Consider the following 15,036-nt stretch of genomic DNA (forward strand, 5'->3'; position numbering starts at 1 on the left):
AGCCGGTCAAGTCCGCAGCCTTGGATCGACCGTTCCAAGGTTGCGGAAATTTGGCGTGTGGTCCTGTCTCAGCCGCGCATGCGGGTGTGGTCGGGATCATAGGGGCAGGGTGGGATCACAGTCGCACCAACAATCGTGCCGCACAGATCCAGATCCAGGGTCTGACCAACCTTGCCCAGGTCCGGCAGGACAAAGGCATAGGCCAGGTTCATCCCAACCCGATACCCCCAATCCCCCGAGGTCACAGTGCCGACCACCTCATCGCCGTGCATCAGCGAGGCACCGCCATGGGCGGGAGTGGTGGTGCTGTCTATCTGGAGGCTCACCAGCTTGCGGTTTGGCCCATGCGCCTGCCGTTTCAGTAACGCTTCGCGCCCAACAAAATCACCCTTGTTGAGTTTCACGAAACGATCCAGCCCGGTTTCGAAGGGGTCGAATTCGGTAATCAGATCGGCCTTCCAATGCAGGAAGCCCTTTTCCATCCGCATCGACTCCACCGCGCGGGCACCGAACAGCTTCATGCCATGGATCTCACCCGCCTGACGCAGCGCCTTGTACGCGGCATAAAGCGAAGCGTTGGGCACGTGGATCTCATAAGCCAGTTCGCCCGAGAAGCTGACTGCCATCACCGTGGCAGGCGCAAAGCCGATGAAACATTCCCGCACGCTCAACCAGGGAAAACCCGCCGCAGACCAGTCGCCCCGGGACACGGAGGAGAGCACATCGCGCGCCCGGGGACCGGCCAGAACCAGAATGGTCTGGTTGTTGGTGAGACTGCGGACTTGTACATCTTCGTCGTCGCGCAGGTGCTGTTGCAGCCAATCCATGTCGTGGAATTCAGATGCGGCGGCCGACCCGTACCAGACCCGGTCGGGGCCTCGATCCGTGGCGGGCAGGTTGGCGACTGTGGCCTCGCCTTTGACCATGCCATGATGGTTCAACAGATAACCGAGGCCCACCCGGCCCACGCGTTTGGTGACGGTGCCGCAGAACATCCGGTCAAGGAAACTGTGCCGGTCCGTCCCGGTGATCTCGAACCTGTTAAAGCCGTTAACTTCGGCCAGACCAACGGTCTCCTGCACGGCTTTGACCTCTGCGGCGACAAGATCGTGCGCCTCGTCGAAATCGAAACCCAGAGTGGGGTGGAAATCGGATGTGGGTTTGAAATACTCCGCCCGCTCCCAGCCGTTGACGGGCGTGAATTCGGCACCTTCGACCTCCAGCACCGGGGTCAGCGGTGTGGTCTTGGCATACCGCCCGGCAGGGCGGTGTTCGTTGGGGAAGTGGAAACGGAATTCGTTCTGATAGTCCTGAATGGCGTATTGCGCGCAGAGTTCCACATTGGTGTGGCCGGTATAACGACGCGGATCCAGGCACCAGGTGTCATAACACGCCTCACCGTGCACGATCTGTTGTGCCAGCAGCCAGCCGTGACCGCCGCCTTCGCCCAATCCCGCGCGCAGGCCGATAATGCAAAAAGCGTTGCGTTTGCCCGGAATCGGCCCGACCAGCGGTGCGCCGTCGATGGTATAGGTGATTGGCCCGTTGACCACGGTGTGAATGCCGACCTCTTGCAGGGCGGGCATCCGCGCAAATGCGCCGTCCAACACATCCATGATGCGTTCCAGATCATCGGGGCACAGCGCGTTGACAAAATTGGGGTCGATCCCGTCCATGCCCCAGGTCTTGCAGTCCTGTTCATAGAATCCGACCAGCAACCCGTTTTTCTCCTGCCGGCAGTAATAATCGCTGATCGGGCAGCGGATCAGCGGCATCCGGTGCCCGGCGTCCTTGATCGCGGGGATTTCTTCGGTCAGGAAATACTGATGCTCCATCGACATGACCGGGTGATGCACGCCCATCATGGCGCCGACCTCGTTCACGCGATAGCCGCAGGCGTTGACCACGATATCACAGTCAATGTCCCCATGTTCCGTGTGCACGGTCCAGGTGTCGTCCTTGCGCTGGGTCAGCGAGGTGACGGGAGTGTTGCGGTAAACCTCGGCCCCGGCCTTGCGGGCGCGCCGGGCCAATGCCTGACACAGCTGCGCCGGGTCGATGTCCCCATCCAGCGGATCCCACAGACCGCCAATCAGGTTGTCAGTCGAAATCAGCGGGTGTCGGCGGGCGCATTCCTGGGCGTCGATGACTTCGAAATGCACATCCATGCCCCGCGCCATCGAGGCGAAATGGCGATAGCCCTGCATATGGGCTTCGGTGTTGGCCATGCGGATGCCGCCGTCACCGTGGTGGTAATTGATCGGATACTCAGGATCGTTGGCGAGTTCCTGATACAGGTTGATGGAATGGGTTTTGAGCCCGACCATGGTCTGGTTCATGCCGAAATTCGTCACCTGAGCAGCCGAATGCCAGGTGGTTCCGCTGGTCAATTCGTTGCGTTCGACCAGAACCACATCGGTCCATCCCTCTTGCGTGAGGTGATAGAGCGTTGAACACCCGGCGATGCCGCCGCCGATGACCACTACTTTGGTGCGCGATTTCATGTGCCTGATGTCTCCGAGCAAGAATGTAACTGGGACCATGGAAGGACGGGTTTTGCGGGTAAGGGTCAACGGGTTTGATCTGAGTTACGAAAAAAACGAAAGTATAATTCGATAATCTTGGATTTAGGGATTGCCACTTGCCCAAATCATCCTGGCCCCGGCCTTATGGCACCCAAGGCAGGGGAGGTTGCAATGCAGCAAGCACGTAAACGCGGTGGGCGCAAAGAGAGATTGGCGCTGCGCGCAGCACCTCCGCAGGTGAACCCCTGCCCACCAGGACAATCCGGCGGGGCCTATCGCCCGCTGTCCGAAACGGATCTGCACAGCATTTATGACACGGCTCTGCGCCTGTTGGCGGAACTGGGCATGGGCGAAGTCCCCGACCGATTGCACCGGGATCTGTTGGCGGCAGGGGCCAGTGATGCGGGCAACGGGCGGGTTCTGTTTCCCCGCGCGTTGATCGAAGACGCGATTGCGGCGGCGGCTAAGATATTCGTGTTGCATGGGCGCGACCCGGATCGATCCATCGAAGTGGGCGGCGACAAGGTGTATTTCGGCACGGGCGGCGCGGCGGTCCAGACCTTGGATCTGGATAGCGGGCTGTATCGCCCGTCAACCCTGTTGGATCTGCATGATTTCACCCGATTGCAGGATCGGCTGACCAATGTGGCCTGGTTCACCCGCTGTTGCGTGGCGACCGATGTGCCGGATGTGTTGGATCTGGACGTGAACACCGCCTATGCGCTGATGCGGAACACGACCAAACCTGTGGCGACGTCGTTTACCATTGCCGAAAACGTTGATCCCATTGTCAAAATGCTGGATATCGCGGCCGGGGGCGAAGGCGCGTTTGCGCGCCGCCCCTTTCTCAAGGCGCACATCAGCCCGGTGATTTCACCCATGCGTTATGGCGAGGACGCGGTGGATGTCGTTTATGAATGCATCCGCCACAATATCCCGATGTCCTGTATCACCGCGGCCCAGGCGGGGGCGACAGCGCCTGCGACCATGGCCGGGTTTCTGGCGCAATCGCTGGCGGAAACGCTGGCCAGTCTGGTGATGGTTCACGCCATTAGTCCGGGCTATCCGATGGTGTTCTCAAATTGGCCGTTGGTGATCGATCTGCGCACCGGTGCCTTTTCAGGGGGCGGTGGAGAGACCGCGCTGCTCAATGCCGCCTCGGCGCAGCTGTCCAACTGGTTGGGCCTGCCATCGGGTGTCGCCGCATCGATGAGCGACGCCAAGGCGATTGATGCCCAATATGGCGTGGAAAAGGGGCTGACCTCGCTGGCGGCGGCACTGGCCGGGGGCAATCTGATCTACGAAAGCTCAGGCATGACGGCGGCATTGCTGGGGGTCAGTTTTGAGGCGTTTGTTCTGGATGACGAAATGCACGCCCATACTTATCGCGTTCTGCGCGGGGTCGAGGTCAGCGACGATACGCTGGGTTTTGACGCCATTTGCCAGTCGGTTCTGGGCGAGGGGCATTTTCTGGGCGGGGCGCACACATTGCAGGCGATGGAGCGGGATTACTTTTACCCACCGCTCGCGGATCGAGACGAGCCACGCAGCTGGGCGATCTCAGGCGCGCGCGATGCCTGGAGCGTGGCCAAAGACAAGGCGCGCGAGATCCTGACGACGCATCATCCCGAATACCTGAGCGGCGCGCAGGATCAGGCAATCCGCGATCGGTTCAAGATCCTGACGTGATCAATAGTGTGGCGGGCGTTCGTCGCCGATGACCACGCCGCCACCGCCATCCTGTTCGCGCATGGCTTCGCGTTCCATCAGCATGTGAACCCGGCGCGTCAGCACGTCGATTTCGCCCTGCTGTTTGGCAACCACGTCGTTCAGATCATCCACGGTGCGGATCAGATGGGCGATTTTCTCTTCGAGATGCTGCATGGAATCCTCATGGCGTTGATCGCAACGTCATAGGGGCAAACCTCTTGCCGGTCCATGGCGTGTTGCGCAGGCTTGGCCGTGAGGGAGGAATTTATCATGACAGTCAGCAGTGAAACCCAAGGTGGGATCACCACCATCACCATCCAACGACCAGAGGTGCGCAATTGTGTGAACCCGGCCACGGCGCGGTTGCTTTATGATGCGTTTCTGGCGTTTGAGGCCGACCCGGATGCGCAGGTCGCAGTCTTTACCGGAACCGGCGGCTATTTCTGCGCGGGCTTTGACCTGAAGGAAGCAGGCAGCGGCGACGCGGATGATTGGATTGACAGCCTGGATATTCCCGAAACCTGGAATGATCCGATAAATGTTCCGCGCCCTGGGCCCATGGGGCCATCCCGGTTGATGCTGTCCAAACCGGTGATCGGGGCGATCGAAGGGTTCGCGGTTGCTGGAGGCATGGAACTGGCGGCCTGGTGCGACATGCGGGTCATGGCCGAGGATGCCGCAACGGGCGTGTTCTGTCGTCGCTGGGGAGTGCCGCTGCTGGACGGTGGTACTGTGCGATTGCCGCAGATCCTGGGACAGGGTCGGGCAAATGACATTATCCTGACCGGACGGCCCGTCACCGGCGTAGAAGCGCATCAGATCGGGTTTTCGGATCGGTTGTGCGCACCGGGGCAGGCGTTGTCCGTGGCAATGGATCTGGCGCGTGACCTGACCCGGTTCCCGCAGGACTGTATGCGGGCCGACCACCTGTCCGCACGCCAGACCCCGGCACAGTTGGCTGCCGCCCTGCGTCGGGAATGGGTGTCGGCGACGGCTTTTGTTTCTGAGGGGCGTTCGGGCGCGGCGCGGTTCGCGGCAGGCAAGGGGCGGTCCGGGAGTTTTTCCGATATCTGAAGCGACGAAGCTGCGCCGGGATGCGGTTTTCTGGGGAAAACCCGCAGACCTCTGGCGGGGATTTTTTGCACTGGACCTGGCTGGGCGCGCGGTTATGGACCGCTCAGCTGGGCTCTCGCGCCTTGCTGTTGTTACACGCATGGGCTAGACCGCGCGGCGACGACAAACCCGTACTGACGCGAGGAGGCCGAGATGGCCAAACCCAAGAAGACCCCCCGCCCCAGGGCCGAGACGCCCAAGGGGTTCCGTGACTATTTTGGTGCCGAGGTGACGCAGCGCACCGAGATGCTGCGTGCGATTGCGGGTGTCTATCATCATTACGGGTTCGAGGCGCTGGAATCTTCGGCGGTTGAAACAGTCGAAGCGCTGGGCAAGTTCTTGCCCGATGTGGATCGCCCGAACGAGGGTGTGTTTGCCTGGCAGGAGTTTGACGAAAACGATCGCGGGGATTGGATGGCGCTGCGCTATGATCTGACCGCGCCTCTGGCCCGTGTCTATGCGCAGCACCGCAATGACCTGCCGACACCCTATCGCCGGTTTGCAATGGGGCCCGTGTGGCGCAATGAAAAGCCCGGCCCAGGGAGGTATCGCCAGTTCTATCAATGCGACGCCGACACCGTGGGCACCGCGTCGATGGCGGCAGATGCCGAAATCTGTGCGATGCTGAGCGACACGCTGGAAACCGTGGGCATTCCGCGCGGCGACTATCTGGTGCGGGTGAATAACCGCAAGGTTCTGAACGGCGTGCTCGAGGCGATGGGTCTGGGCGACGATCAGGGCGCACGCGACAATGTGCTGCGCACCATCGACAAGTTCGACAAGGTGGGCGAGCAGGGCGTGCGCGAATTGCTGACCAAGGGACGTCTGGATGCCTCTGGCGCGTTCATCGACGGTGTTGGCCTCAGCGACGATCAAGCGGCCCCCGTGTTGGCGTTTCTGACATCCAAGGCGGCAGATGCGGCGGGCACCATTGCCAACCTGCGCGCGGCCATTGGGTCCAGCGACATCGGTGCCAAAGGCGTGGCCGAGCTGGAACAGATTGGTGAGCTGTTGGCCGCAGGCGGATATGGATCGGACCGGATCGAGATTGACCCGTCGGTCGTGCGTGGTCTTGGGTACTACACTGGACCGGTTTATGAGGCCGAGCTGACCTTTGATATTCTGGATGAAAAGGGGCGCAAGCGTCAGTTCGGATCTGTGTCTGGTGGCGGGCGCTATGACGATCTGGTCAAACGGTTCACCGGACAGGAAGTCCCCGCGACAGGGGTTTCCATCGGCGTAGACCGCCTGTTGGCGGCTTTGCGCGAAAAAGGCCGGATCGCCGCCCAACCCAAGGGGCCGGTTGTCGTCACCGTGATGGATCGCGACCGGATGGCGGATTATCAGGCCATGGTGTCCGAGCTGCGCAATTCAGGCATCCGCGCAGAGGTCTATCTGGGCAACCCCAAGAATTTTGGCAACCAGCTGAAATACGCGGACAAACGCAATTCGCCAGTGGCCGTGATCGAAGGCGGGGATGAAAAGGCCAACGGCATCATCCAGATCAAGGATCTGATCCTGGGCGCACAGATCGCACAGAGCGCGACCCTGGAAGAGTGGAAAGAGCGCCCCAGCCAATTCGAAGTGCCGCGTGACCAGTTGGTCGCCAAGGTGCGCGAGATCCTGGAAGGGCAGGAATAATCATGCCAGATCGTTCCCAGATCGCCGCCCGCGCGGCACAGTTGCGCGTGCGGTTCGAAGCGGCCGGCGGGTTGGTGGTGGACCCGCCGCTGTTGCAACCCGCAGGTACCTTGTTGGACCTTTATGGCGAAGATATCCGTGCGCGCGCCTATGTGACCAGCGACGCATTGCGCGGCGAACAGATGTTGCGCCCCGATTTCACCGTGCCGGTGGTTCAGATGCATATGAGCGAAGGGGCCGAACCGGCGCGTTATACCTATTCGGGCGAAGTGTTCCGGCGTCAGGAACACGACCCCGATCGCGCCAACGAATATGTCCAAGTCGGATACGAGGTGTTTGACCGCGAAGATCCGGCTGCCGCCGATGCCGAAGTGTTTTCATTGTTTGCCTTGCAATTGCGTGGGGTGTCGCTGCGTGCTGCGACCGGGGACATCGGAATTCTGATGGCCGCTGTCGAAGGGCTGAACACCAGCGACAAGCGCAAATCCGCGCTGATGCGTCATATCTGGCGTCCGCGTCGTTTCCGGGCGCTGCTGGATCGGTATGCCGGGCGTGCGCCGATACCAGAGGGCCGCAAGGCGTTGTTGTCGACCAAAGGCGATCTGTTGCGGGGGGCCGTTGCAATCGGCAAGCGCAGCGCCGCCGAAATTGCCGAACGCATCGAGGTCTTGCGCGCTGACGCCGCCGCACCACCGATTGCCGAAAAGGAAATCCTGGCGCTTGAAGCCCTGATGGCGGTGCGGGAAACCGTGCCTTATGCCATCGAACAGATGCGTGATATTGCTGTTGATCTGCCCGCGATCATCCCGGCTTTGGACCGATTGGATGCGCGTACCGCCGCGATGAAAGCACGAGGTGTCGATGTGGACAATCTCGATTTCGAGGCCTCCTATGGGCGTACGTCGATGGAGTATTACGACGGTTTTGTCTTTGGCTTCTACGCGGAAACCCGCCCTGATCTGCCGTCGATTGCCAGCGGTGGTCGGTATGATGCCTTGACCTGGCATCTGGGGCAGGGGGCAGAAATTCCGGCCGTGGGCGGTGTGATCCGCCCGGATCTGATCCTTGAGATTGAGGAGTCCCGGATATGACCATCAAGCTGGGCGTGCCGTCCAAGGGGCGGCTGATGGAGAAGACATTCGACTGGTTCGCCAAACGGGACATTTCCCTGTCACGGACGGGATCTGACCGTGAATACGCAGGACGTGTAGATGGCGTTGATGGGGTGGATCTGGTTCTGCTGAGCGCTGGCGAAATCCCGCGGGAACTGGCCGCAGGGCGTATCCACCTGGGCGTGACGGGCACCGATCTGGTTCAGGAAAAACTGCCACGCTGGGAACAGCAGGTCGAAGAGATCGCAGCTTTGGGTTTTGGCCATGCGGATCTTATTCTGGCGGTGCCGCAGTTCTGGATCGACGTTGATGCACTGGATGATCTGGACGCAGCGGCCGCAGTTTTTCGCAAAACCCACGGGTTCCGTCTGAGGATTGCAACCAAATACCACCGCCTGGTGCGGGAATTCCTGAATGACGCAGGCGTGGCTGACTATCAGTTGGTCGATAGCCAGGGCGCAACCGAAGGCACAGTCAAGAACGAAACCGCTGAAATGGTCGCCGATATCACATCGACCGGTGAAACCCTGCGTGCCAATCACCTGAAGCTGTTGTCTGACGGGTTGGTTTTGAAATCACAGGCCACTTTGTGGCGCAGCCGTGTGGCGCGCTATGACAAGGATGACAAGCAGGCCTTGAACCAGTTGCTGGATCGGCTCGTCTGACCAAACGGTCCGCCCTGTTTGGTCAATGGCCACATCATTAAAGGCTCTCAGCCGGGGCGTGTCTCCGGCTGGGTTTCTTGTCTCGGCGCACTGGTTTTGACGACTGTTCCAGGGAACATGTGAACCCGATAGGGGACGGATGAAAGCCCACTAGAAGAACCAACACCGCAGGACAGCCGATTTGGTGGTGCGGGCCTTGTTGGTGGGGACTGTTGAACGTGGTGCCGCATCTGACGCGCTGCCGTGCACGTATTGTCCCAAACCTTTGGGCAAAGCCTCTTGCATTGGGCGGAGCGACCAGTATCCATGATCCGGCCCGCATACCTCCTGTGCGGGCTCGAAGGACAGGACATTCACGATGACAAACCCCATGTTGCCCCGCGCCGGTGAAATGTTGCATCTGCGAGGGAATGCGCTTGAAAAAGGCGATCCCGTGGCTTTGCCACTGGTCCAAAGTTCGATGTATCATCTGCCGGGCACCTGGCAAGGTGAGCGGTCTTATGGGCGGGTCGACAACCCGACATGGGAACAGCTGGAACATGTGCTGTCGCATCTGGAACAGGCACCTTGTCTGAGCTTCCCTTCGGGGATGGCAGCGATTTCAGCGGCGTTGTTTGCCACGGTGCGGGCCGGGGCACGGTTGTTGATCCCGTCGGACGGATATTATGTCACCCGCCGCCTGTCGGATCGGTTTCTGGCCAATCTGGGGGTCGAGGTCGTAGAGCGACCGACGACCGCTTTTGATCGTGGCGGGTTTGACGGGTTTGACGTGGTGTTTCTGGAAAGCCCGTCCAATCCGGGGCTCGACATGGTTGATCTGGCAGATGTGGCGAAACAGGTGCGGGCCGCAGGTGGGGTGACCATTGCTGACAATACCACGCTGACCCCGCTGGGGCAGAGACCGTTGGATCTGGGCATTGACGTCGTGGTGTCGTCGGATACCAAATCCATGGGCGGCCACTCGGATGCCCTGATGGGGCATGTGGCGACGCGGAATGAAAAAATCCTTGAGGCCGTGAAAGAGTGGCGCACGTTTTCGGGGTGTATTCCCGGCCCGCAGGAGGCCTGGTTGCTGCACCGGGGGCTTGAAACGCTGGACGTCAGGTTCGACCGCATGTGCAGTTCGGCACAGATCGTTGCTGAACGGTTGGTCGATCACCCAGAGGTGCAAAAGGTTCGCTATCCGGGGTTGCAGGGGGATCCGGCTCATATGTTGGCGGTGCAGCAGACACATCGGTTCGGGTTTCTGATATCGCTGACATTGGCAAGCGCGGAAAAGGCCGACAGCTTTATCAATTCCTGCCCGCTCTTGCGGCCGGCAACTTCCTTTGGCGGGGTTCACAGTTCGGCCGAGCGCCGCGCACGCTGGGGAGATGACGTGGCACCCGGGTTTGTACGCCTGTCTGTGGGATGCGAACCCATAGAGGAGCTGTGGGCGGCGATGGACGCTGCGCTGGGATAGCGCCTGTGGTGTTTGCGACCCCCTCGGGTGCCCCGATCAGATGACCCCGATTTCGGCCAGCGCCTGGTTCAGCTCTGGGGGCAGGGTGTCTTCGCTGTGTCGTCCCATGGGCAGGTCTGGCGGGCTGTCTTCGGGTTTGAGATAGCGCCAGCCCTGAAATGGACGTTTCTGGGCGGTCTGTGTGCGGTGCAATTCAGGATCCAGAATGATGGCACAGCGACGAATCCCGTCTTCGCCGATCACCTCATCCAGACGCAGCACCCGTTGACGGCATTGAACGACGCCTTTGATGACCCAATAGATCGACCCGCCGTTCAGGATCTCGGCTTCGCGCTTGGGCCACATCCGGGTGACATGGCGCGGCAACCCATCGGGCAGTTCTGCCCGACGCATCTCTTGCCAGTCAATCAGGGATTCGACGCTCTCCGAGCCAACGGACAGTTTGATCAGATTGATATGCTTATCCACAGGTCATCCCCAGAGTCGTCCCGAGCTTCATCATGATATTGTAGTTTACTGGTCGCGGGCTTCAAGGTATTGTGTGTGTCTCAGGAAAAAACCTCTCTAAACCGTGAATTCGGCGTTGAGGGTTTCTGGAATCCTGTAGTATCGAAGCCGCCAGCCTACCCAGGAAGGATTCGCCCCATGAGCCGCTTTGCCGCCCCGATCGCCGAACAGATTTGGGATATGAAATACCGTTTCAAAGGTGCCGATGGCACCCCAATCGATCAAACGGTCGAAGACAGCTGGCGGCGGATTGCCCGGGATCTGGCCAAGGTCGAAGACGATGCGGCGGTTTGGGAAGACAAATTCTATGGGGCGCTGGAGGATTTCAAATTCCTGCCAGCAGGCCGCATTACCGCAGGCGCAGGTACCGCGCGTCAGGTTACTTTGTTCAACTGTTTTGTCATGGGCACCGTGCCAGACAGCATGGGCGGTATCTTTGACATGCTCAAAGAGGCTGCGCTGACCATGCAGCAGGGGGGTGGTATCGGATATGATTTCTCGACCATTCGCCCGCGTGGTGCCGACGTAAAAGGCGTGGCGGCCGATGCCTCGGGCCCCTTGAGCTTTATGGATGTGTGGGACGCCATGTGCCGCACGATCATGTCCGCCGGTTCGCGCCGGGGTGCGATGATGGCCACCATGCGGTGTGACCATCCCGATATCGAACATTTCATCACCGCCAAATCCGATCCCGCCCGTTTGCGCATGTTCAACATGTCAGTGCTGGTAACCGATGATTTCATGGAAGCGGTCAAGGCAGACGGGTCGTGGGAGCTGTCTTTTGGCGGCAAAGTCTACCACACGGTTCAGGCGCGCGACCTGTGGAACAAGATCATGCAGGCGACGTTTGATTATGCCGAGCCGGGCGTGATTTTTATCGACCGGATCAACACCGCAAACAATCTTAGCTATTGCGAAACCATCGCTGCGACAAACCCCTGTGGTGAACAGCCGCTGCCGCCATATGGTGCCTGTCTGCTGGGGTCGATCAACATGGCGCGGTTGGTGTCGAACCCGTTCGAAACCGGTGCCGCTCTGGATGAGACAGCCATGCAGGAGCTGGTCGCTACGGCCGTGCGGATGATGGACAACGTTGTCGATGCATCCAAATTCCCGCTCGAGGCGCAGGCGCTGGAAGCACATAACAAACGGCGGATCGGTCTCGGTGTCACCGGTCTGGCCGACGCGCTGCTGATGATGGGGCTGCGCTATGGTTCGGACGCGGCGGCGCGTCAGACCGAAGGCTGGTTGAAAGCCATCGCCCGCGCCGCATATCTGGCGTCGGTGGATTTGGCCAAGGAAAAAGGCGCGTTCCCGCTGTTCGACGCCGAGCCTTATCTGAATTCCGGGACGATGCAGGCAATGGACAGCGATGTGCGTGATGCAATCCGTGAAAACGGCATTCGCAATGCACTGCTGACATCAATTGCACCGACCGGCACCATCAGCCTGTATGCGGGGAATGTCAGCTCGGGGATCGAGCCTGTGTTCGCCTATGCCTATACTCGCAAGGTTCTGCAGAAGGACGGTTCGCGCACCGAAGAGGAAGTGGTTGATTACGCCGTGCAGATGTGGCGTGACAAATTCGGTGACAAGGAATTGCCCGATTATTTCGTCAATGCCCAGACCCTGGCCCCGACGGCCCACGTCAAGATGCAGGCTGCAGCTCAGAAATGGATCGACAGCTCAATCTCGAAAACCATCAATTGCCCCGAAGACATCAGCTTTGATGACTTCAAGGACGTTTACATGCAGGCATGGGATCAGGGCTGCAAGGGCTGCACGACCTATCGTCCCAATGATGTGACCGGGTCGGTTTTGACCGTTTCGGAAAGTTCCGAGCAGGCACCGGGTGAAAGCGCCGGAGCCCCGCATGAGGTTGAAGGTGGCGATGTCATTTACATGTCTGAACCGCTGGACCGTCCGCAGTCGCTCGAAGGGCATACATATAAACTGAAATGGCCCGACAGCGAACACGCGATCTATCTGACCATCAACGATATTGTGATAAACAACCATCGCCGCCCGTTCGAGGTCTTCATCAACTCCAAGAACATGGAGCATTATGCCTGGACCCTGGCATTGACACGGATGATTTCGGCCGTGTTCCGGCGTGGGGGTGATGTGTCCTTTGTGGTGGAAGAGCTCAAGGCCGTGTTCGATCCGCGCGGTGGGGCCTGGGTGCAGGGCAAATACATCCCGTCGATCTTGGCCGCCATCGGGGGCGTGATCGAAACCCATATGGTCAAAACCGGGTTCCTCGAAGGCGAAGGCATGGGGCTCAAAGCCGACCCTCAGGCGCAAGTCGTCAACTTGGACCAACCCCGCGGCAAAGCCTGTCCGAGCTGCGGCCAGTTCGACATGCAGATGGTAGAAGGCTGCATGACCTGTCGCAGCTGTGGTCACTCCAAGTGTGGCTAACGGAGCACCGGGACTCGTTGTTGTTTCAGGGTGCATAAAGAACCCATATGGGCGATTTCGTCGCCCATATGCCAAGTGATTGTCGCCCAAGTTTGCGTAACCTATTGAAATAAATCATTATAGTTAAATCTCGAAATCTGGCGATTCGAGGATAGAATGCAGCCGTCGGTTTGCTGGCGGCTATTGACGCACTGCGTGAAATCCAGATCATGATGAGCATGGAATTGAACAAGCTCATACACGCCAACTACACCTGCTGACCAAGCAGCGACCTTCTCCCGAGCGGACAATTGCTCGGATCGTTTCCCATCAAATGGAATACTGTCATGACGAGAATGACGGATCCACCTCTCGGGAATCTCTTCAGTTGATGGCCTCCACACGCATCCATTTCAAAGGTCGAATACGGCGCTGACTTGAAGACGTCACGTTGGAGAGTGCGGGGCAACAGAGCCGTTGCTGAGACTGCTCAGACTTTGGTCATGGTCACTCTGTATCCAACCCATAAGAATTTTTGGAAAAGATGGTTTTGAGGTGCGAGATGTCTCACGAACTGGACGACAAGTTAAAGAAATTAGCCGCGTCTGCAAACTACTCACCCGCTGGCCTGAAAGACCTTTTTGAAGGCTGGGACATTGTGGATTTCATGATGGTCGAGGCGGCCATTCGTCAAGCGAGTGATCCAGCAGAATGGCAACAGTCATTGGATACTATCCCTCGTGATCGCCACGAGGATTGGATGCAAAGCTGGGAAAAACGCCTCCTCGAGGCCTGGGAATTCTCAGGGTTTTCGGACATGAGAAGGGCTGCCACTGTACTTCGTCGATTGCTGCTCATTACCCAACAGTCGGAATTCGAGCTGATTAGGGAAGCGTTTCGGTTGCCCTTGGAGCTGCCTGAAGGAAGGGGGGTGCCAGAGTACCTGATTGGTATGGATGACAAGACGGAGTTGTCCCGAACTGTCAGAAACAACATTGACAAGCCGGAGCGCCTGTTTGCCGTTCGTGACCTTGCCCGGTTCGATGACAAGGCGTTGGTCGCTGCTGAGGAGGTCAAATCTTGCTTCCCGAACGCAAGTCAGGTGATCGATGGGCTCTTGGCTGAGATGCTTCGAGGTTTCGAGTTCGGCAATGATACCATTAAATTTCGACCGACGATCATTCTGGGCGAACCAGGCATCGGCAAGACCACCGTCGTACGCAGTTTGCTTGGTTCCCTCGAGATGCGGCCAGAGATCGTCTCGGTGGCTGGTCACACTGACTCTCAGGTGTTCGGGGTGTCGGCTGGTTGGTCGAGTGCGATGCCGAGTGTGATGACGAACGCCGTATTGAGACAGAAAATCCTTAACCCTGTCTTGGTGCTCGATGAAATTGACAAGGTACGTCCGAGCCATAATGGGGATATATATGCGGAACTGTTGCTTCTCACCGAACCCTCGGATGCAAAGGCATACAGGGACAAGTTCCTGAGCGCTGCTACCGATTGCTCTCGAATGTCCTGGCTTTTCACTGCGAATGACCTGACAAGTATTCCGCCCCCGCTAAAAAAACAGGTGCACCATCTACAAAATGGAACGACCCACTGATGATCAATTACCCCCAATCATCAGATCCATGCATTCCTCATATGCGATTGAACGCGCAGTGGACCCAAGATTGATCCCCTTATGCTTGGGAGATATCGAATTACTGGAGCGAGACTTCAGGGACTATCGGGACCTGCGCCGCCTTCGAGAGATGATCCGCATCTTAGTACACCTGCGCCAAAAAGAACTTCCGCATGCCTAGTGTTTAGGCCTTCGGCCGCATAGGTCCCAACGGCCGTAGATGGACTTTCTGGTGCTGGTCAAAGTGCCACATGTGGAAGTGTCAGGGTTAGTC

The 15,036-nt window shown here is 58.9% G+C and carries 11 protein-coding genes; 8 read left to right on the forward strand and 3 right to left on the reverse strand.

The genetic code is table 11. The features are described from left to right. Positions 1-68: 68 nt before the first annotated feature. Entirely contained in the window at positions 69-2,504 is a 2,436-nt protein-coding gene (locus K3727_07215) for an FAD-dependent oxidoreductase (protein ID UWQ92561.1), read from the reverse strand. A 192-nt stretch (positions 2,505-2,696) separates the two neighbouring features. Here K3727_07215 and K3727_07220 point away from each other — a divergent pair, with 192 nt between their 5' ends. After that, positions 2,697-4,214: a trimethylamine methyltransferase family protein gene (locus tag K3727_07220; GenBank protein UWQ92562.1), complete on the forward strand. Its 1,518-nt coding sequence runs from the start codon at positions 2,697-2,699 to the stop codon at positions 4,212-4,214. On the opposite strand, the gene K3727_07225 is transcribed toward K3727_07220, so the two are convergent. Beyond that, positions 4,215-4,409: a SlyX family protein gene (locus K3727_07225; protein UWQ92563.1), complete on the reverse strand. Its 195-nt coding sequence runs from the start codon at positions 4,407-4,409 to the stop codon at positions 4,215-4,217. Between the two features lie 96 nt (positions 4,410-4,505). Between K3727_07225 and K3727_07230 the strand changes: the two genes are divergently transcribed. From K3727_07230 to K3727_07250, 5 genes are all read left to right on the forward strand, one after another. After that, positions 4,506-5,309, forward strand: a complete 804-nt coding sequence (locus K3727_07230; GenBank protein ID UWQ92564.1) for a crotonase/enoyl-CoA hydratase family protein — start codon at positions 4,506-4,508, stop codon at positions 5,307-5,309. A 192-nt stretch (positions 5,310-5,501) separates the two neighbouring features. Next, on the forward strand, positions 5,502-6,989 hold the full coding sequence (hisS, locus tag K3727_07235; GenBank protein UWQ92565.1) for a histidine--tRNA ligase: 1,488 nt from the start codon (positions 5,502-5,504) through the stop codon (positions 6,987-6,989). 2 nt (positions 6,990-6,991) lie between these two features. Further along, positions 6,992-8,080 (forward strand): ATP phosphoribosyltransferase regulatory subunit, encoded by a 1,089-nt coding sequence (locus K3727_07240; protein UWQ92566.1) that lies wholly within the window; start codon positions 6,992-6,994, stop codon positions 8,078-8,080. Further along, positions 8,077-8,766 (forward strand): ATP phosphoribosyltransferase, encoded by a 690-nt coding sequence (hisG, locus tag K3727_07245; GenBank protein ID UWQ92567.1) that lies wholly within the window; start codon positions 8,077-8,079, stop codon positions 8,764-8,766. Before K3727_07240 ends, hisG begins: the two co-directional genes overlap by 4 nt. Before the next feature lie 358 nt (positions 8,767-9,124). Next, on the forward strand, positions 9,125-10,228 hold the full coding sequence (locus tag K3727_07250; GenBank protein ID UWQ92568.1) for a cystathionine gamma-lyase: 1,104 nt from the start codon (positions 9,125-9,127) through the stop codon (positions 10,226-10,228). 36 nt (positions 10,229-10,264) lie between these two features. Here the strand turns inward: K3727_07250 and K3727_07255 are convergent, their stop codons facing one another. Continuing rightward, complete coding sequence (locus tag K3727_07255) at positions 10,265-10,696, reverse strand: DUF1489 domain-containing protein (protein ID UWQ92569.1); 432 nt, start codon at positions 10,694-10,696, stop codon at positions 10,265-10,267. A 177-nt stretch (positions 10,697-10,873) separates the two neighbouring features. On the opposite strand from K3727_07255, the gene K3727_07260 reads away from it, so the two are divergent. Together K3727_07260 and K3727_07265 are read left to right on the forward strand one after the other, a co-directional pair. After that, positions 10,874-13,156: an adenosylcobalamin-dependent ribonucleoside-diphosphate reductase gene (locus tag K3727_07260; protein ID UWQ92570.1), complete on the forward strand. Its 2,283-nt coding sequence runs from the start codon at positions 10,874-10,876 to the stop codon at positions 13,154-13,156. Positions 13,157-13,697: 541 nt separating this feature from the next. Continuing rightward, positions 13,698-14,741, forward strand: coding sequence for an AAA family ATPase (locus K3727_07265; GenBank protein ID UWQ92571.1), 1,044 nt, complete (start codon positions 13,698-13,700; stop codon positions 14,739-14,741). The last annotated feature ends 295 nt before the right edge of the window (positions 14,742-15,036 follow it).

The organism is Rhodobacteraceae bacterium M382 (assembly GCA_025141015.1).
GTDB classification, from domain to species: Bacteria; Pseudomonadota; Alphaproteobacteria; order Rhodobacterales; family Rhodobacteraceae; genus Aliisedimentitalea; species Aliisedimentitalea scapharcae.